Raw genomic sequence first — 19,546 nt, 5'->3', positions numbered from 1 at the left:
CCTGGAAAAATGGCGGAATTTCTCCGCCCCGCGTTTATTTTTGCACTTTTCCCTGCCGAAGCTGATAATAACTGGTGCGAACGTAAATGTACGGGTCGAGAGCCTGCCTCTTGATGGCCTCATAGGTATCCTTGTCCAGGGACAATCTGGTTTCCTGTTCCAGCGCGTTCAGACCGATGCGCTCCGCCGGTTTCATCTGGATGTAATACAGAGGATCGAGGAAAAAATCCCCCACCATGCCGACCGTATCCCTGGCGCTGGAGGGACCGAAAATGGGCCAGACCAGATATACGCCGTTACCGACACCGTAACTGCCGAGAGTTTGCCCCAGGTCTTCGTCCTTGCGGTTGAGATCGAACCACTTCTTGGCCGGATCGAACAATCCGCCGATGCCGATGGTGGAATTGATCGCCAGCCGGCCCAACTCGGTTCCGGCATCGGCCATTTTAAGCTGCAGCAGTGAATTGACGAACCGGACCGGGGTTCCCAGATTGGAAAAGAAGTTGGAAACCGACTGCCGGGCAGGCTCCGGAACAACCCGAAATCCCCGCGCCACAGGTTTGAAGAGGTAGAAGTAAAGTTTGTCGTTGACCCAGAACATGCCGCGGTTGAAAGGCTCGATCGGATCGTATACCTCGATCGCTGCCACCTCTTCGTCGAAAACGTCTTCCCCGGTGAAATCCTCTTCGCCGGCTTCTGCCGTCAGTTCCTCTTCAAAAACCTCTTCCCCAGCCGCTTCTTCGAGTGTCGGTTCATCACGGATGGGGCCCACAGGTTCTTCGACACTCAGGCCGGGTGCCACCAGCGCCGATTCCGCCTGTTTCTCGATATTTCGCTCCGTAACCGAACCGCATCCTGTCAGCAGCAGAAACAGAAAGAAAATCGACCAGCCGCTCCGCATGTATCCCTCCTATTTCTTTTCGAAAATATATTTGCTGACCAGCTGTTCCAGATTGATAGCCGACTGGGTTTCAAATATCTCCCCGCCAGGCTCGATGGTATCCTCCAAGCCACCGGGCGTGATGTCTATAAACTTGCTGCCGATGATGCCGGCTGTACGGATGGAGGCGATAGCGTCTTCCTGCAGGCGCACGTCCCCTTGCAGCTCGAGCTGGACGACCGCCTCATAATCCTGCGGATCGAGGGTGATTCCTTTCACCTTGCCGACCTGGACTCCGGCCATTTCCACCACATCACCCTGCTTCAAACCGGAAACGGAATGAAACCGGGCGGACACTTGATAGGTCGGGTCCCCGAAAAGTCTGATATCCCCCAGCTTTATGGATAGATAGGCAAAGCAGACGAAGCCGGCAACCAGAAAAACCCCCACAGCCAATTCTATGTTAAGCCTTTTCATGTTGGGCTATCTCCTCTTTTTCACTGGAATAGATGGGTCCCATTGTTTCTAGGACGAACGACCGGATCACCGGTTTATCCGAAAGCTGAAAGGCTTCGGGGGACATGCAGCCCTCGATTCTGCCCTCCGATATAAGCGCGACCCGGTCCGCCAGCTTGAATATTTTGGGCACGTCATGGCTGACGATCACGGCGGTATACTTCAGTTTGGCCTGAGTCTCGTAGAAAAGTCTATAGATTTCGTTGCTCTTGGTGACATCGAGACCGGTGGTCGGCTCGTCGAAAAAGACAATGCGCGGGTTCATGACCAGGGCGCGGGCAAGTCCGGCACGTTTTTTCATGCCGCCGCTCAACTGGGCGGGATATTTTTCGTTGACCCCCACAAGATCCATCATGGCCAGTTTTTCCTCGACGTTGGCGCGGATCTCCTCCTCGGTGGCATCGGTACGTTCCCGCAGCGGCAGCGCCAGGTTGTCAAAGATATTCATCGAATCGAACAGTGCCACGTTCTGGAAAAGCACGCCAAAGTCCTTGCGCACCTCGTTAAGCTCTTTTTTCCCGAGCTTCGCCAGATCCTTGCCGAGCACCAGAACCTTACCCTTGTCAGGCTTCAGCAGTCCGAGCATGTGCTTCAGGATAACGCTTTTGCCCTGGCCGCTGGCTCCGACGATGACCGTGGTCGTCCCCTCGGCCACCCTCAGATTGACCTTGTCCAGAACCTTCTGCCGCCCGAAGGAACGCTCCAGATCGATCAGTTCGATAGCGATATTGCCTTTTGGTTCTACCACGGCGGAACCTTTCCGATAAACATTGGAACCCGAAATGCGGGACACCTGCTCAAAGCATGATGGCGCTGATCAGGTAATCCCAGACCAGAATCGCAACGGAGGAGAGCACCACGGCATCGGTGGTCGTCTTGCTGACGCCCTCCGCGCCGAACCCGCCGGATCTTTCCAGATGGAGGAAAAAGCCTTTCGAAGCGGCAATCCAGACGATCAGCAGCCCAAAAACCAGGGACTTGACCAATCCCATCTCCACATCCGTCCAGGAAACGGCGCGATACATCTCCTGAAAATAATTGCCTGCGGGGACCCCCAGCAGGCCGACCCCGACCAGATAGCCACCGGCAATACCGGCAATGTCGAAAATGGAGGTCAGCAAGGGCATGGAGATGATGGCTGCAATGAATTTGGGTGCCATGAGATACCGGTACGGGTCGATGGCCATGCATTCGAGGGCATCGATCTGTTCCGAGTTGCGCATGATGCCTATCTCGGCACAGATCGCCGAACCGGCCCGACCTACCACCATGAGGGCGGCGATGACGGGACCCAGTTCCCGCAGCAGACTGAGGGCGACTGCCGAGCCGAGCAGCCCTTCGGAACCGAATTTACGCAGCGTGTAATATCCCTGCAGAGCCAGGACCATTCCGGTGAAGGCGCCGGTAAAGAGGATGACAAAAATGGACTTGGCGCCGATGAAATGGATCTGCTTGACGGCGGAAAAGATTTTGTAGGGCGGACGGAAGATGCTGACCAGGCAGGTGAACAGAAAGATTCCCATCCGCCCGGCCTGCTCCAGGTAATACAGCACCTCGTCTCCCAGGCGCTCACAGCCGTAAACCACCATCTTTAAAAGCCACCGCAGTGGTTTCATCATAGGATCACCGTTTTTCCGTCTGCGTTTCGATAGTTCTGCATCTTAATACATTAACAGAAAGCGGGTCGGCAAGCAGCCTGTCAGGAGAAAAAAAGGAGCAACCCAGGCCCTTCCGATCAAGCGCGAAATATTAGCACATTTTCCCCAAAAAGGAACCTTCTTTTCAACCCCAGCAGACCTGCAGCCGGCCCGCAGGGGGCAGGCAATTCTTTGGCGGAAAAGAATTTTCTCTCTGTTTCAAAGAAAACACGGCATAAGCGTCAGGCAGTTTTTTTTTGCAATTCCGCTATAATCCGTTTAGTATACGGCGTCTTGCCAATCCCGATTCTTCAGGGTATTTTCCGATTTCACCTTCTAAGACAACGCCGAAAAAGCAAGGGATGAAATGATATGCAAGTGATGCGACTGATTCGCGGTTCCGTGGGCCGGAAGCTCCTGGTGGCAGTCACCGGGCTGCTGCTGGTCGGCTTCGTTATAGCCCATCTTCTCGGCAACCTCACCATCTACTATGGGGAGGAGGGAATCAATGCCTACGCCGTCCACCTTCGCAGTCTCGGCCCCCTGCTGTGGTTGTTCCGCGCCGGCCTGCTGGCCGTGTTTGCCGTGCATGTCTGGCTCGGCATCTGGCTGACCCTGGAAAATCGTGCCGCGAAACCGACGGCCTATGCCAAGAGACAGCCCCGCCGCACCACCTTTGCCGGAAGAACCATGATCTGGTCCGGATTGGCCCTGGCCGCCTTCATCGTCTACCACCTGCTCCATTTCACCTTCCGCTTCACCCACCCGGAGATCAGCCACTTCGTCGATCCGGCCGGCCGCGCCGATGTTCTCCGCATGGTGGTGCTGAGCTTTCGCCAGTTGACCGTGACCATAATTTACCTGGTCGGCATGGCCGCCCTCTGGCTTCATCTCAAGCACGGTATCGGAAGCACTTTCCAGACTTTGGGAGCCAACGACGACCGCTCCCTGCCGGTTTTGAGCGGCGTCGGCCTCGCCACCGCCCTGATCCTGGCTCTCGGATTCAGCGCCATCCCGGTTCTCATCTATATCGGCATCGTGACCATTTAGGGAGTTCATCGTGATACTAGACGGAAAATGCCCCAAGGGCCCCCTTGCGGACAAGTGGGACAATCACCTCCACGACCTGAAGCTGGTCAACCCGGCCAACAAGCGCAAATACACCGTTATCGTCGTCGGAACCGGCCTGGCCGGAGCTTCGGCGGCCGCCACCCTGGCCGAACTCGGTTACAATGTCGATGCCTTCTGCTATCAGGACAGTCCCCGGCGAGCGCACAGCATTGCCGCCCAGGGGGGGATCAACGCGGCCAAGAACTACCAGAACGATGGCGACAGCATCTACAGGCTCTTTTACGACACCATCAAGGGGGGCGATTTCAGGGCCCGGGAGGCCAATGTCTACCGTCTGGCCCAAATCAGCAACCAGATCATCGACCAGTGCGTTGCCCAGGGGGTGCCTTTTGCCCGGGATTACGCCGGCTACCTCGAAAACCGCTCCTTCGGCGGCGCCCAGGTCGCCCGCACCTTTTTCGCCCGCGGCCAGACCGGCCAGCAGCTTCTGCTGGGCGCCTATCAGGCCTTCTGCCGACAGGTCCAGGCGGGCAAGATCCGCGTCTATCCGCGCACGGAAATGCTCGACCTCGTGGTGGTGGACGGAAAGGCCAAGGGGATTACCGTCCGGGGCCTGATCAGCGGTGAAATCACCTGTCATGCTGCCGACGCAGTGGTGCTGGCCAGCGGCGGTTACGTCAATGTCTTCTACCTTTCGACCAACGCCATGGGGAGCAGCGTCACCGCCGCCTGGCGGGCTCACAAAAGAGGCGCCTTCTTCGCCAACCCCTGCTACACCCAGATCCATCCGACCTGCATTCCGGTGACCGGCGATCACCAGTCGAAGCTGACGCTGATGAGCGAATCTCTGCGCAACGACGGCCGCATCTGGGCGCCGAAGAAAAAAGGGGACAAACGTCCCCCCTCGAACATCCCCGAAGACGAGCGGGATTACTACCTGGAACGAAAATACCCCAGCTTCGGCAATCTAGCACCCCGCGACATCGCTTCCAGGGCGGCCAAGGAGGTCTGCGATGCCGGCCACGGCGTGGGCAGCGGTCGGGGCGTCTATCTGGACTTTGCCGAAGCCATAGATCGCCTCGGTGTTGAAAATATCCAGTCCCGCTACGGCAACCTGTTCGACATGTACCAGAGGATCACCGGGGAAGATGCCTACCGGCAGCCGATGCGGATCTATCCCGCTCCGCATTACGCGATGGGCGGTCTGTGGGTCGACTATAACCTGCAGAGCAATCTGCCCGGGCTGTTCGTGCTCGGCGAGGCCAACTTTTCCGATCATGGCGCCAACCGGCTGGGGGCCAGCGCCCTGATGCAGGGGCTGGCGGACGGATATTTCATCATCCCATACACCATCAGCGACTATTTGGCCCGGGTCGCTCCCGGCCAGGTAGGAGCCGGCGATCCGGAATTCCGCCAGTCTCTCGAGCAGACCGAAGCCGCAACCGAACGCCTGTTGGGCATCAAAGGCCGCAAAACGGCCAACGAATTCCACCGCGAGCTCGGCCATATCCTGTGGGAGAATGTGGGCATGGCCCGCAGCGAAGGCGGGCTGAAAACAGCGCTGGAGCAGATTCCAGCCCTGCGCGATGAATTCTGGAACAACCTTCTGGTCCCCGGCTCCGGTCGGGATTTCAACCAGGAGCTGGAAAAAGCCGGCCGGGTGGCGGACTTCCTCGAATTTGCCGAACTGATGGCCCGGGATGCCCTGCATCGCGAGGAGTCCTGCGGCGGACACTTCCGGGTGGAACACCAGAGTCCCGACGGCGAAGCGGTGCGGGATGACGCCAATTTCTCCTATGTCGCCGCCTGGGAATACCAGGGGGCGGACAAAACTCCCGAGCTCCACAAGGAACCTTTGACCTTTGAACATATCGAACTGGCCGTAAGGAGCTACAAGTAATGAATCTGACACTCTATGTCTGGCGCCAGAAAGGCCCCCGGGACAAGGGCCGGCTGGAGCAGCTGGAAGCAAGGGATATCAGTCCCGACATGTCCTTTCTCGAAATGCTGGACGTGGTCAACGAAGGACTGATCAAGGAAGGCCGGGAACCGATCGCCTTCGATCACGACTGCCGGGAAGGGATCTGCGGCACCTGTTCCCAGGTCATCAACGGTCAGGCCCACGGACCGCAGCAGTTGACCACCGTCTGCCAGCTGCACATGCGGCAGTTCAAGGACGGAGACGAAATCTATATCGAGCCGTGGCGGGCCAAGGCCTTTCCCGTGATCAAGGATCTTGTGGTCGACCGCTCCGCCATGCAGAGGGTCATGGAGGCCGGAGGCTATATCTCGGTGAGCACTGGCGGCGTCCCCGACGGCAATACCATCCTGATCCCAAAGGCTGATGTGGAAACGGCCATGGATGCGGCCGCCTGCATCGGCTGCGGCGCCTGCATCGCGGCCTGCCCCAACGGCTCGGCGATGTTGTTCGTTGCTTCGAAAGTCGCCCACCTGGCCAAGCTGCCCCAAGGCCGCCCGGAGGCCGCACAGCGGGTGTGCGCCATGACCGACGCCATGCTCAAGGAGGGTTTCGGCAACTGCAGTAATCATTACGAGTGCGAAGCAGCCTGTCCCAAAGGGATCAGCGTCAAGTTCATCGCCATGCTCAACCGGGAGATGATCAAAGCCTTGCCGCAGGTCCGTAAAGACAAAAAATAGGTGTACATCCGGTCGGACGGGTCGGACTATCTTCGACCCTCCGACCGGACCCAGCACGTCCATTCTTTAGGCAATCCCCCCGGCTCAACTCTCAATCAAGCCTGCGCGTTAAGCAGCCTCTCTGCTGAAATTTACGCCATCAAATCCCGGTTTCCGCTGCCCTGGCAATAATTCGGGCCTGCAAATTTGAAAATCACAGACGACAGAATCCTGACAACTCATCGAAAGATCGGGACTTTTTCTGCCAGCTCAGCCTTTTTCCGCGAATGTATAAAACATAGGCGCCCCATTGGTTAACTTTTGGGCAAATCCCTGCTCAAATACTACTCCATTTTTTCTATCTGCCTGTTTTTAAACAATTTTGCTCCTTGGCATGCGGCTTGAAACGATCTCTTGCTTTATTTTACGGCAATGACGCCGTCAAGCCGGTCCAAGGAGGATTTGTGGTTATGGAAACCAATATTCAAAACCTTTTCAACAGCGGGGATGTCCTGTTTCTGATGCTCGGGGCGGTCATGGTCTTTGCCATGCATGCCGGCTTCGCCTTTCTGGAAGTCGGCACGGTCACCCGCAAGAGTCAGGTCAATGCCTTCACCAAGATTCTCACCGACTGGTCGGTATCTACGGTCTGCTATTTTCTCATCGGGTATCCTCTCGCCTACGGCAGCCACTTCCTGCATCCCGCCGGCGACCTGCTGGGCGGCACGCAGGGGTACGAACTGGTTCGATTCTTCTTCCTGCTCTGCTTCGCCGCCTGCATCCCGGCAATCATTTCCGGCGGTATCGCCGAACGGGCCCGCTTCTGGCCTCAGGTCCTGGCAGGGGCGATCTTCGTGGCCATAACCTATCCCCTGTTCGAATCCTTCATCTGGGGTCGCAACAGTGGATTTCTTCAGGGACTGTTCGAAAATTACTGTGGAGCGCCTTTTCACGATTTCGCCGGCAGTGTGGTAGTCCACTCCATGGGCGGCTGGCTGGCCTTGCCGGCCGTCATGATTCTCGGCTCCCGCAAGGGCCGTTATGAACACGGAAGAAGCCAGCCCATTCCCATCAGCAACATCCCTTTCCTGGCCCTGGGAAGCTGGATCCTGGCGGTGGGTTGGTTCGGCTTCAATGTCATGAGTGCCCAGTCGCTGACCGGCATTTCCGGTCTGGTGGCGGTCAATTCCCTGATGGCCATGGTGGGCGGGGTGCTCTTCGCCCTGATCGCCAGCCGCAACGACCCGGGGTTCCTTCACAACGGCGCCCTGGCCGGCCTGATCGCCATCTGCGCCGGTTCCGACCTTGTCCACCCCCTGGCGGCCTTTTTCATGGGCGGCATGGGCGCCCTGATTTTCGTCTACGGATTCCAGTGGGAACAGGAGAAACTCCGCATCGACGACGTGCTCGGCGTCTGGCCGCTGCACGGGATGATCGGCACCTGGGGAGGTATTTCGGCGGGCATTTTCGGAATCCCCGTCTTTGGCGGCATGGGCGGCATTTCCTTTGCCGCGCAGTTGGCCGGCAGCCTTCTGGCCGTCGGCTATGCCCTGGTCACCGGCACCGCGATTTACTTCCTGATCAATAAGATTGTCGGTTTCCGAATGTCGGCCGATGCTGAATTCGTCGGTCCCGACTTGTCCATTCACAACATCCACGCCTATCCGGAGGAACTGGTCCGCAAATCTTTTGCACCTCCAGGTCAGGCTGCTGAAAAAAACCTGCAGAGCTTTGATGGTAAGCCAATACCCGGATACAAGAATCCTTGATTAATCAGGCAGGACATAGCTGCGAATCCCTACCCATCTAAGGTACATCACCGCTGCGCCCCGGCTCGCCGGGGCGCAGCATTTTGCCGAACGACGCCGCAACCTCCCCTCCCCCGAAAATTACCAAAACCTCACCAAAATATTGATCCCCCAGCCACGCAGTTTAAAAGAAAGCCGCTTTCGACTCTCCGATCGGCTCTTCCTTCGCCCCCTGCCCTGCGCCAGCCGTTCGCCGTCAGGCGGTCTTTCTCTCCGCAACAGCCTCTTCACCCAAAGCCTTTTTGATCGTCCTTCCGGGAAAATCATCTTCCGTCACCACGCCGAACTTCTTCAGCACCCGCAGATCTTCATCCCCGAGGAGAAAACGCCCGTATTCCTCTTCGAGCCGGCCCAGGCGATGCATTTCCGCCCAGCGGCGGTAATGGTTTCCCATCCGCACATGGGAATCGTCGGACAGCAGCAGGCTGCGGCGGCGGACGTTGCGCTCGAAGTGTTCGAACCCCCTCATCGGATAGTGAAAGACCCGAATATCCTCGAACTTTTCAATGCGGTCGTAGGGTCTGTTGTAATCCAGCCAGTTCATCCCGTGCAGGGCCCGGTGATTGCCGCCCTTGATCTTGACCAGACCGTGGGGATTGACGATCACCTTCGGGGCAATTCTGGACAGCACGACGGTTACCTCGTCCCTGACCATGCTTTCGTTTCCGTAAAAAACGGGATTGTTAACCCGCAGCCGGCTGTCGTGGAACTGATACCCCCGCTGCAGGGCATTGCGCTGCAAAAGCATGTTGAAGCGCCGGCAGGTCAAACAGACCCCCTTGAAGGCGATCAGCTCCTTCAGACTTTCTCCCCGGCAAGGCAGCCAGAATTCGTCGGCATCGTTGCAGATGACCCAATCGGCCCCCATCCGGTCGCGGGCAAAACAGGCCAGCTCCGTCATCCACCGGCTCTGCTTGTAGGCAGGATCGAGCTGGTCGATGACCTGCAAGTCGAATTCCCCGGCCAGCGAGGTCAGGATCTCCCGCGTACCGTCATTGGAAAGATGGTTCATAACGACAAACCCGTCGACGCCCAGGGCTGCATGGGCCCGGATGTTGGCCTCGATGATGTCGGCCTCGTTCCGGACCAGAAGGGTCATGACGACCCGGAAGCGGGAGGGATCAAAAGCGTGGCGCCAATAGGCCCAAAGTTTGCCGAACACAAAAACTCCTTTCAGGCCGGGAGAAAAGAGAGAATCTCTTCGAAATCCCCGGTAATTTTCACCCCCAGGTGGGTCAGTATACGGGACATTTTCCGCTGCCGGGCATCCCGCTCGTTCTGCAGGGCGACCACATTCAGATCCGGGCGGAGCCAGCGGGCGGTCAGCAGGACTGTCGAAACATCGCCCAGGATAAGGGGTCTGTCCAACAGGGGCAGGAGGATTTCAAAGGCGACGGTGCGAGGAATGAGCTGTTCCCTGTCCGATACGAGCTGCAGGGGATCATCCTCCTTCTGCCGGGGATGATACTTGATCCCGACCCGCTTGCCGCCCCGCTGGACGCTTTCCACCAGCGTCCGAATCGTTTTCTGAAACCTGGGGAAACGGCGCAGCAGCGACTCGTGAGGCAGGGTCAGAACCAGGTCGTAGGCGGGCAGCATCTGCCGATCGATATTGCCGCTCTCCAGCATCATTTCCGAAAAGGTCCGGATCTCCGGAGAACGGTACAGATCCAGCTCGATCCCCTCTATCTTGAGGCGGCGCAGGTAGCTGTTGGCGAATTCCGGAAAGGCGACAAAGGCCCCCTGGATGAGGGAACTGCCGCCGATGGACCGGGTCCGTTGGTACCAGGTCCCGTAAACCATCTTTTTTACCAGCCGTTCCGCAGCCGTATCCTGAAACCAGCGGCTGCGCTGGTCGATATAGGAATAGATACCGTCGTCGATCAGCGAGCCGTAGGCTTCAAGTCCGCCTTGGCGGCAGGCGTGGTTCATGGCATAGACGAACTCGATCCGGCGGTCATTGCCGACAAGAAGTTCCTGCGGCTGGATATCGGCCACGAGCTTGTCGATTCTTTGGAAGGCTTTTTTGCGCGCCCTGATTTTATCCATGGTCGCGGGCAGGTTGGTAACAAAGTAATTGATGGTAGCGAAGGGGTGATCCTTCCATGCCTCGAGAACCTGAAAATAGGGATTTCGTTCATCCTTCTGATCGATGAACCACAGATGAGACTGCCAGTCGTGGCGATGTTTCAGGGCGATGGCGAGCGCGTTATACAGGTGCAGGGGGGTGGAGACCATGAAAATCGCAGGTTTTTTGCCCATGACAGAAACCTAGCCTTTCTTCAACCGCCGCAGCGTGTTGAACATCGGGGTTTTTCCAACTGCCGGGGATGGCATAGTCATAATAGAGGTAATACAGAAAACGGTTGATCAGAGCCGTGTCGACCTGCCAATCATCGATCCCGCGGATCAGGCCAGCCAATTCATCAACGGTTCCGGCACGCCGGGCAATCCCCTCCAGAGCGTAAAAAGCCTGACCGAGCACAATGACCTTTTTCCCATGCAGCAGGGATTCGATTCCGACCGTGGAATTGACGACGATAACCGCCGCAGCGTTTTCGATCAGGGTCTGGGTCGCCACGTGATTCATCAGGTGCAGTTTCGGATTGCCCTCGATGGCCCGGCAGATTGCGGGATATTCTCTGCAGGAGGAGGGATGCTCCCGAAAGACCAGGTGGAAACCGGCCGACTCATCGGCAAAGGCCGCAGTGACAAGGGCAAACAGGTGCTCCATGTCCCTGACCCAGGGGGAAAAGAGGGTGATCTGTGTGTCGTGGTCGATCTGGAATGGAATGAAAACATATCGGGAGGGAAGAACCGTCTCGGAGGCGGCGAATCTGTCCGGCCTTCGAGCGGTGCGCGGCACAAGCAACTTCGGCAGGTGCCCGTCATCGGGGAGGGCGGCGTAAAAAGCCGGTTCCCTGGGAACCGAATTGGCGTAGTTGACCCCTCGGCAATCCAAAGTGGTCGTTTCGGGAAGCAGACCGTTCTCGAAATAGACGCAGGTGAGCCCCAGCTTTTCAGCAACGGCGCAGGCTATCGACTGGCGGAAGAAACAGCCGTTCCAGACAGCCAGCACCGCGGCCCCCGATCGGGAGATGATCCGCCAGTAGCGCAACCAGTTGATGGCCGCAAGAAACCAGAACAGATGCCGGTAGAGGCAACGGCTCCAAGAACGACGGGCGCGTCTGCGGGCTGCCAATTCGGCCATTTTCCGCTCGATGATGGACGGCAGATCCTCGAGATCCAGGTGCCGGAGAGCCGGCAGGGCTGGCAACAGGCAACGGCCGGCATGGGCGGCGCAAGCTTCGCCCCGAAAATGTGCGGCCAGGAAACGGAAGTACCGGTATTGGTTTCGATTGACGGCAAAAAAGAGAGATTTCACGATTCCAAAAGCACTCGAAGCAAGGAGATAATGGCCTGATTGTCGACTGTTGCATGTTTCGCCCGAAAATGTTTCTGGCAGGTGAGGTCTTCATTAGCTTTTGGTGGGGGGTGAATTTTAGACAGGAAACGGCAGGGCTGGTTTCTTTCGTACAATAGGGGGATAAAATAGAACAAAGTCCAAGCCTAAAACAAAAGGGAGCAATCATGAAAAAACCCGACGGCAAAGCCCGGCTGGTAGGAATCAATCATGTGGCCCTGGAAGTGGACGACCTGGAAAGAGCTCTAGACTTTTATGCAGCTTTATTTGATTTCGAGCTGCGGGGCCGGTCCGAAAAGATGGCCTTTCTCGACATGGGCGATCAATTCCTCGCCCTGGCCGAGGGGCGGACGCAGAAGGCCGATGAGCATCGCCACTTCGGACTGGTGGTCGACAGCCGGGAGGGAATGCGCGCCCAACTGGAAAAACTGGGAGCGGAAATCCTGCCGAGCCGGGGTCTCGATTTTCTCGACCCCTGGGGCAACCACATTCAGGTCGTTGTCTACGAGGATATTCAGTTCACCAAGGCAGCCAACGTTCTTTGCGGAATGAATCTGGAGCATCTGGGAAAAACATCTCAGGCTCAGCGGGAATTAGCGGACAAAGGCATGTCTTTTGACAAAACAGAGAGCAGGTGACACTATTTTGACATCACAAGCAAAGGCTTTCGTCAAAGAGACGAAAGAGACCCCCAGAAATTCCAGGCAGAACCGATAAAAAATCCATTGAATTAAAGCATTCTGCATTTATGCTGTGCCTCATTCTGGAAACTCTCGCAATTCCTTAACGCTTGGCACGATGTTGGCATTTTTAGCTCTACCATTCCGCGTTTGATGGCTGTGGCATTCCGCCTGCTGCGTTATGCATGATTTCCTGATATTGCCCCTTTGGGGAGTTTCTATCTGTTCGGGCAGGAGCCGATGTGAAAAATCCTGGCAGAGAAAAAACCGATCTAGCGGCTTCTTTCGAAAACGCAAGGCCCTCCCCGCCCGCATCGCAGTCATTCTCCCCGGAAAAGTCCGCTAACGCTGCAGCCGAAAAGGCTTCCCGTCTGGAAAACCGCAAGAAGGAGGATCTCCCTTCAGCCTTCATGGAGCATTCGGTTGAAGGCATTGTCATCCTGGACGTCGAAACCGGCGAAATCATCGACGCCAACTCATCCTTTGCCGAATTGCTCGGTTACACACGCCGGGAAATAATTGACTTGAAAGCCCGGGACTGGGACGAAGGCTGGTCTCGGGAAGAATTTGAAAGGGCATCTGCCGATAATGCCTGGCCGGACCGTTTCGAGACCTGCTATCGGCGAAAGGACGGCAAGCTGCTGTCCATCGCTGTCAGCCACACCCGGATTCCATGGAATGGCAGGACAGTCGCTTTCTGCCAGGTCAGGGACGTGACTGAATATAATTTGCGCCTGCAATTATTGCAGGAAGAGGTCTGCCACTGGAAGCTGCTGATGGAGCGATCGAAAGATGGCATCGTTGTCCTCGACGGGAAAAGCCTGGCCGCCGTCGATGTCAATCCTGCCTTTGCCCAGACCCTCGGGTACTCCCGGGAGGAGATGCTTGGCATGCACCCATGGGACTGGGATGCCAACTTCAGTCGAGCCGAGATCGAGGCGATGGGGCACTGCCACCGAGACCTCAATGAAGAACGCCGCTTTGAAACCCGCCATCGCCGCAAGGACGGCACTCTGCGCGATGTCGAAATCCACTCGACACCAACGGAGATGGGAGATCGCATCCTTATCATCTGCTGGTGCCGCGACATCACCGAGCGCATTCACGCCCAACGCCTTCTGTCTGCCCGTGAACAGGAATTCCGCAGCCTGGCGGAAAATTCGCCCGACGCCATCGTCCGCTATGATCGGCGGCTGGTCCGCCTGTACGTCAACCCGGCCTTTGCACGCCTGATCGGCAAGGACCGGGCGGCGCTGCTTGGACGTTCCCTGTTGAGCGGCGGCCCCCTCGACCTCCAGGTCTACCATTCGGCCCTCAAGAAAGTCTTTGAAACCAGCATCCCCCAGGAAGCGGAGGTACGCCACCTCTCTCCTGATGGTTCCGTGAGCTGGACTCACGTTCGCTTTGAACCCGAATCAGATGGAGACGCGGTTCATTCGGTGTTGGCAGTCATCCGGGATATCAGCGACGTGGTCGAACAACGGGAACTCGCCCAGCGACTGGCTTTTACCGATCTTCTGACCGGCCTTCCCAATCGCGCCCTGTTTGAAAGGCGTTTTCTGGATGCGGCGTCGGAGGCAAAATGCACCAAGCGGCCATTTGCCCTGTTGATGCTTGACATCGACCACTTCAAGGATATCAACGACACCCTCGGTCACAAGTCGGGCGACGAACTGCTTCGCGAGGTGACCAGAAGGCTAACCCATTGCGTCCGGGAATCGGACACAATCGCTCGCTTGGGAGGCGACGAGTTCGCTATCCTGCAGACCCTTCACCGCGTCGATGAAGCCACCGATATCGCTTCCCGAATCCTCGAAGACCTGGCCCTGCCTTTCCTCATAGACGGCCAGGAGCTGTTCATCTCCGGCAGCATCGGGATTGCCTTCTACCCTCTGGACAGTTGCGAATTGAACGAGCTGTTCGCCTACGCCGATGCGGCCATGTACAGCGCCAAGCGGCAAGGGCGCAACAATTTTCAGCTTTATACTCCCGAACTCACCCGCCGCACAACCGAGCGGCTTTCCCTCTGCTCCGCCCTGCGTTATGCCAGCGCAAATCATGAACTGCTGCTTCTTTACCAGCCCAAAGTCCTGTTGAAAACCGGCCAGGTTACCGGGGGCGAGGCGCTGCTGCGATGGCGTCATCCACAACTGGGAATCCTGTCGCCGGACCGGTTCGTCCCCATTGCCGAGGAGAGCGGACTGATTATTCCGATTGGTCAATGGGTCCTGCAAAACGCCTGTCGTCAAGCGGTCCTCTTCAACCAACACAGTTCTTTCCCCTTCAAGGTGGCGGTCAACCTTTCGACCCGTCAGTTCGTGCAGCATGATCTGGTCGGGGAAGTCAAAACCATCCTCAGGGAAACAGGGTGCAGGGGCCAATGGCTGGAATTCGAGATCACCGAAAGCCTGATGATCGATGACAACCGGAAAATCCGCAAAACTCTGGAAACCTTGCGGGCCCTTGGCATCTCCATCGCCATAGACGATTTCGGCACCGGGTATTCGGCCCTGAACTATCTCAGGCGCTTTCCCATGGACGTTCTGAAAATCGACCGCTCTTTCGTCGATGGCATCGACAGCGACCCGCGCAAAGCCGGGCTGGTGAAGGCTTTCATTTCCGTGGGCCAGGCCCTGGAGATGGACATAGTGGCCGAAGGGGTCGAAACGGAAGCCCAGTCATCCTTGCTGCAGCAACTGGGATGCCGTTTGGGGCAGGGATACCTTTTCGGAAAACCCCAATCGCTGGAGGTTTTTTTGACTGCCTATCTGAAGACCTGATTGCAATTCGGGGTCGGGGTCGACTACCGATACCGATACCGATACCGATACTAAATACGTTCCCACAAGCCGCGGCTCAGTTCACGGCTCCATTGGATTTCGCGCAGACATTCTTCAGGTGTGGGAAAATCGAGCCGCCGGGAGAGGTAGCGAAAATCGGCGGATGCAAAATCGGGCAGGGTCAGGTCCCGGGCGTTTCCGCGTACCGCCCGCAGCACGTCGATAACCCGACGGAAACAGCGGTATGCCCGGCGCAGATCGCCAGCCAGAACCTCCTTCACCAGGCCGGCATCCTCCAGGCGCCGCAGGGCTTCCATGGTGTTGGTCACCCGCAACCCTGCGTTTTCAGCTCCATGGACAATCTGCTGGGCCTGAATGAAAAATTCGACATCCACCAGGGCTCCGGTGCTGTACTTCAGGTTGATTTTACCCGGCTCCACCAATTCCTCGGCCATCCTCCGACGCAGATTAAGAACCTTGTCCAGATCCAGTGGACGGCCCGAATAGACAAAAGCATCGCGGATGGCCATCGCCTGCTCCATCAGCTTGTCGTCCCCGGCCACCGGCCGCAGTTTGACCATGGCCATCCGCTCGAAAGGCTCGGCCCTGCCGTCGGTCGCATAATATTCGGCGAAGGCCGCCAGGGAACTGGCCAGGGTGCCTTTGCTGCCAAAAGGGCGAAGCCGCAGATCGATTTCGAAAATCCCCTCCTTCCGCGACTGCAGGGTCCTGAGGAAGGTGCGGACGAACTCCTCGAAGTAGCTGCTGTTGGCCGCTGTCTTTGCACCGTCGGTTTCCCCCTCCTCCTGGTAAACAAACAGTAGTTCCAGATCGGAGGCGAACCCCATCTCCCTGCCTCCATATTTTCCGGCTGCAAATATCGCCCAGGGGCAGGAGCGTCCGTCAACCCGGGGGGTTCCAAACCGGCTTTTGAGGCGGGCATGGGACAGGTCGGCCACCTGTCTGACCACCAGATCGCTCAGGGAACTCAGCTCCCGGGCAAACTTGACATCGCCGATGAGACGGGTGATGTGGCGCAGATCGATGCGGAACATTTCCCGGTCCTTGAAGGCGTTGAGCCGCCGAACCCTTTCCTCGAGATCATCGCAGCCCGCAAAATTCTGCTCAAGTTCCGCCTCCAGTGACTCACTGTCGATTTCTTTTTCGATTTCCGTCCGATTGCGAATCAGCGGGAAGAGATTTTCATGCTGCATGCGCAGAAAGTCCTCCCAGAGGAAACGGCTGACACCCATCAGCTCGGCCAGAGTATGCATGGTGTCCACCGCCTGTACGCTGGCAAAATCTGCGGCCAGTTCCGGTTTGGCCAGCAACCGGGAGGCGAAGTCGCGAAACTGGCGAATGGCCTGACCGGGATTGGCCGAATAAGGCAGCAAATGAGCGAACTGCTTGATCAGAGCACAGGCAAAGCGCAGTTCCCGCAGTTTATCCTCATCGGTGATCTTGCGCCCGTGCAGGTCGCGAATCCAGAAAGTGTCCTGCACATTCGGCCCTTCAGTGCGGATGGTCGCCCGTTCGATGCTGATCTCCAGCAGAGAAAGGGCGTTGGCGAAAGCAAACAGAAAGCCGGGAATATCCCGGGAGACAATACGGAGAATCGTGTCGGTCTCCGATGCGTCGTTGTCGATGTCGATCTCTACCGGCAGCAACCGTCCCCGACCGGCCGACCGGGCTTCGAAGCGAACGGCCGCCCGCTCTATGATGGCGTCGCGCACCGCTTCTATGCCTTCAAGAGCCAGGCGCACATTGTACCGCTGCAGATCTTCGGCACAGGCTTTAAGGGAAGACGGATCGGCGCCCGGTGATAAGACCACCCGAAACAGATCACAGATCTTGCGCAGCCGGCTGCCCGGTTCAGCAGGCAGAGTCAGCAGATCTCCGGATCGAATGTCGGCGCCATGCGCGGTCAAAAGCCCGGCAAGAATGGTCAGCAGACCATCCTTGTCGGTGGTCGCCACAGCCACCTGCCACTCTTCATCGATAAAAGGTTCCAGCTGAAATTCCAGATCGCCGGGCCCTTTCACCCTTTCCAGCAGTCCCAAAAACCGGCTGTGCAGTTCAAAGCCTTTAGGCATTCCGCCTCCCTGTCTGCAGGAATGAATTCAACCCGTTGGATGAAAACTAGATAATAGTTTATCCAAAAGATTTCACAAAGGATTTTAAATGCCGAGAACCGGTCTGAATGCCAAAAAGGAGGTTTCTACCTGAGCCCCTTGCTGTTCAGAAAAGGGACATAGTCCTTATCGCTGCCTCGAATATGGTCTCGCAGCCAGGATCCCAGAAAGTTCATTACTGAAACCGAAAGACCGAGCCGGCCTTCCTCGAACCCCTGCTTGAACTCCTCCACTCTGCGGGAAAAATTTCGATGCTCCTGGACGTGAGCCGCGGTGGCCGGATAACCGTAGCGTTGAAAATACTTCTCCTCTGTTGCGAAATGCGTTGCGGTATAGGACATCAGCCCGCTGATGATTTTCCCCAGGATATCCCTGCCACTCCCTCTCCGCATGGCCTGGTTCAGCTCATTGAGCATCGCGATCAGTTTCTGGTGCTGTGCATCGATTTCGGCAATATTGACACTCAGGTCGCTACTCCATTCTATCAGTGACATGCTTTCTCCTGTCTAAAGCGTTTATTTTTCCAAACCTTACCTGGACAAACCCGGTCCATGTTCAGCACTGGCCAAGCAATTTTGCAAACACCATGCCTAAGGTTTTTATGGCCAGACTTGCCTTTAAACGATTCTGAAGGTAGGATGAGCGATCCACAACCCTGATCTTTTTCGATGGATGGATGACCAATCAGTCGCCTCCTGATGTCCCGGTGCTCCTCGGGCCGGTCTCTGCCAAATCAGCCAAAAGATGGTAGAATGGCTGCTATCTGTATCGACACAACTGCAAACCGATCCGGATCATAATCAGGGCTGGATGCGCAGCCTCACAATGGCCGGGGACAGACGGGAGGAAGCCATGGCTACGGGAGTAGCAATCAACGGATTCGGACGAATTGGCAGGCTTATACTGACTGCTTTATACGATAAGGGGCAGATCGAGGACTCGCTGAAGGTCAAGGCACTGGTGGATCTTGCCGCCGATGCCAAATATTTCGCCTATCGCACCAAGTACGATTCGGTGCATGGACGTTTCCACGGGGAGGTTGACACCAGAAAGAGCGACCCCGCTCTAAGTGTGGATGATATTCTGATCATAAATGGTGATGAAATCCGCTGCCTGTCGGCTCCGCCCAGTCCCGAGCAACTTCCTTGGAAAGCCATGGGGGTGGAGTACGTGATCGAATCCTCGGGCAAGTTCACGTCTATGGAGAAAGCCTCCCTGCACCTGAAAGGGGGAGCGAAAAAGGTGATCATCACGGCACCGGGGAAAGGCCCCATGAACTCCTTCGTGCTCGGGGTCAACGAAGAGAAGTACGATCCCAAAACCGACCATGTGGTTTCCACTGCTTCCTGCACCACCAACTGCCTGGCACCGCTTGTCCACGTGCTGATCAAGGAGGGCATTGGAATTGAAGAGGGCCTGATGAGCACCATTCATGCCTATACTGCCACCCAGGAAACCGTGGACAGTCCGACAAAAAAGGACTGGCGCAGCGGACGGGCCGCCGCCATCAACATCATCCCGTCCTCGACGGGAGCGGCAAAAGCGGTTGGTGAGGTCATTCCGGAGATCAAGGGGAAATTGACGGGAATGGCGTTCCGGGTGCCCACACCCGATGTTTCCGTGGTCGATCTGACCATTCGCACATCAAAAGACACTTCTATTGAAGAGATCGACGGACTGATGAAAAAAGCGTCCGAGTCCTATCTCACCGGCATCCTGGAATATTCCCAGGAACAGCTGGTTTCCTCCGACCTTCTCAACTCAAAAGCTTCATCCATCTATGACTCGTCGGCCACCCTGGGGAACAACCTGCCGGGCGAAAAGCGGTTTTTCAAGCTCATTTCCTGGTACGACAACGAGTGGGGTTACAGCCACCGGGTTGTGGACATGCTGCGCTACATGATCAAGATGGACAAGTAGCCCGACAGGCCATAGGACCCATAAGACTTATGGGTCCTATGGGACTGTAACAATCCTTTCC

Annotated in this window: 16 protein-coding genes; 7 read left to right on the top strand and 9 right to left on the bottom strand. The window is 56.9% G+C overall.

Going from position 1 to position 19,546, the window contains the following annotated elements:
- Positions 1 to 34 precede the first annotated feature (34 nt).
- From R2940_00185 to R2940_00170, 4 genes are read right to left on the bottom strand one after another with little or no spacing between them, the layout of a single operon-like run.
- Entirely contained in the window at positions 35 to 901 is an 867-nt protein-coding gene (locus R2940_00185) for a VacJ family lipoprotein (GenBank protein MEZ4598191.1), read from the bottom strand.
- A gap of 9 nt (positions 902 to 910) precedes the next feature.
- Positions 911 to 1,357, bottom strand: a complete 447-nt coding sequence (gene mlaD, locus R2940_00180; protein MEZ4598190.1) for an outer membrane lipid asymmetry maintenance protein MlaD — start codon at positions 1,355 to 1,357, stop codon at positions 911 to 913.
- Complete coding sequence (locus R2940_00175) at positions 1,344 to 2,144, bottom strand: ATP-binding cassette domain-containing protein (protein MEZ4598189.1); 801 nt, start codon at positions 2,142 to 2,144, stop codon at positions 1,344 to 1,346. The genes mlaD and R2940_00175 overlap by 14 nt, the downstream gene beginning before the upstream one ends.
- Positions 2,145 to 2,193: 49 nt before the next feature.
- Positions 2,194 to 3,015 (bottom strand): MlaE family lipid ABC transporter permease subunit, encoded by an 822-nt coding sequence (locus R2940_00170; protein MEZ4598188.1) that lies wholly within the window; start codon positions 3,013 to 3,015, stop codon positions 2,194 to 2,196.
- 390 nt (positions 3,016 to 3,405) lie between these two features.
- On the opposite strand from R2940_00170, the gene R2940_00165 reads away from it, so the two are divergent.
- The 4 genes from R2940_00165 to R2940_00150 all read left to right on the top strand — a co-directional run bounded on the left by R2940_00165 (position 3,406) and on the right by R2940_00150 (position 8,510).
- On the top strand, positions 3,406 to 4,083 hold the full coding sequence (locus R2940_00165) for a succinate dehydrogenase cytochrome b subunit (protein MEZ4598187.1): 678 nt from the start codon (positions 3,406 to 3,408) through the stop codon (positions 4,081 to 4,083).
- Between the two features lie 10 nt (positions 4,084 to 4,093).
- Positions 4,094 to 6,004, top strand: coding sequence for a fumarate reductase/succinate dehydrogenase flavoprotein subunit (locus tag R2940_00160; GenBank protein ID MEZ4598186.1), 1,911 nt, complete (start codon positions 4,094 to 4,096; stop codon positions 6,002 to 6,004).
- The gene (locus R2940_00155; protein MEZ4598185.1) at positions 6,004 to 6,762 is read left to right on the top strand and encodes a succinate dehydrogenase/fumarate reductase iron-sulfur subunit; all 759 of its coding nucleotides are present in this window, start codon (positions 6,004 to 6,006) and stop codon (positions 6,760 to 6,762) included. Before R2940_00160 ends, R2940_00155 begins: the two co-directional genes overlap by 1 nt.
- Before the next feature lie 449 nt (positions 6,763 to 7,211).
- Entirely contained in the window at positions 7,212 to 8,510 is a 1,299-nt protein-coding gene (locus R2940_00150; GenBank protein ID MEZ4598184.1) for an ammonium transporter, read from the top strand.
- Positions 8,511 to 8,745: 235 nt separating this feature from the next.
- Here R2940_00150 and R2940_00145 read toward each other — a convergent pair whose 3' ends face one another.
- The 3 genes from R2940_00145 to R2940_00135 are packed head-to-tail and all read right to left on the bottom strand — an operon-like array spanning position 8,746 to position 11,934.
- The gene (locus R2940_00145) at positions 8,746 to 9,711 is read right to left on the bottom strand and encodes a glycosyltransferase family 2 protein (GenBank protein ID MEZ4598183.1); all 966 of its coding nucleotides are present in this window, start codon (positions 9,709 to 9,711) and stop codon (positions 8,746 to 8,748) included.
- A gap of 11 nt (positions 9,712 to 9,722) precedes the next feature.
- Positions 9,723 to 10,811 carry a polysialyltransferase family glycosyltransferase gene (locus R2940_00140; protein MEZ4598182.1) on the bottom strand — a complete coding sequence of 363 codons (1,089 nt, stop codon included), beginning with the start codon at positions 10,809 to 10,811 and terminating at the stop codon, positions 9,723 to 9,725.
- On the bottom strand, positions 10,759 to 11,934 hold the full coding sequence (locus R2940_00135; protein MEZ4598181.1) for a hypothetical protein: 1,176 nt from the start codon (positions 11,932 to 11,934) through the stop codon (positions 10,759 to 10,761). Before R2940_00135 ends, R2940_00140 begins: the two co-directional genes overlap by 53 nt.
- A 206-nt stretch (positions 11,935 to 12,140) precedes the next feature.
- Between R2940_00135 and R2940_00130 the strand changes: the two genes are divergently transcribed.
- Entirely contained in the window at positions 12,141 to 12,611 is a 471-nt protein-coding gene (locus R2940_00130) for a VOC family protein (GenBank protein MEZ4598180.1), read from the top strand.
- A 284-nt stretch (positions 12,612 to 12,895) separates the two neighbouring features.
- A complete protein-coding gene (locus R2940_00125) occupies positions 12,896 to 15,433 on the top strand; it encodes an EAL domain-containing protein (protein MEZ4598179.1) in 2,538 nt (845 codons plus the stop codon).
- Between the two features lie 50 nt (positions 15,434 to 15,483).
- On the opposite strand, the gene R2940_00120 is transcribed toward R2940_00125, so the two are convergent.
- Both R2940_00120 and R2940_00115 read right to left on the bottom strand, forming a co-directional pair.
- Positions 15,484 to 17,526: a hypothetical protein gene (locus tag R2940_00120; GenBank protein MEZ4598178.1), complete on the bottom strand. Its 2,043-nt coding sequence runs from the start codon at positions 17,524 to 17,526 to the stop codon at positions 15,484 to 15,486.
- A gap of 125 nt (positions 17,527 to 17,651) precedes the next feature.
- Entirely contained in the window at positions 17,652 to 18,059 is a 408-nt protein-coding gene (locus R2940_00115) for a bacteriohemerythrin (GenBank protein MEZ4598177.1), read from the bottom strand.
- 358 nt (positions 18,060 to 18,417) lie between these two features.
- Between R2940_00115 and gap the strand changes: the two genes are divergently transcribed.
- Positions 18,418 to 19,485, top strand: coding sequence for a type I glyceraldehyde-3-phosphate dehydrogenase (gap, locus tag R2940_00110; GenBank protein MEZ4598176.1), 1,068 nt, complete (start codon positions 18,418 to 18,420; stop codon positions 19,483 to 19,485).
- Positions 19,486 to 19,546 lie beyond the last annotated feature (61 nt).

The organism is Syntrophotaleaceae bacterium, assembly GCA_041390365.1.
GTDB lineage: Bacteria > Desulfobacterota > Desulfuromonadia > Desulfuromonadales > Syntrophotaleaceae > JAWKQB01.
This window is presented reverse-complemented; position numbering and strand designations above follow the sequence as displayed.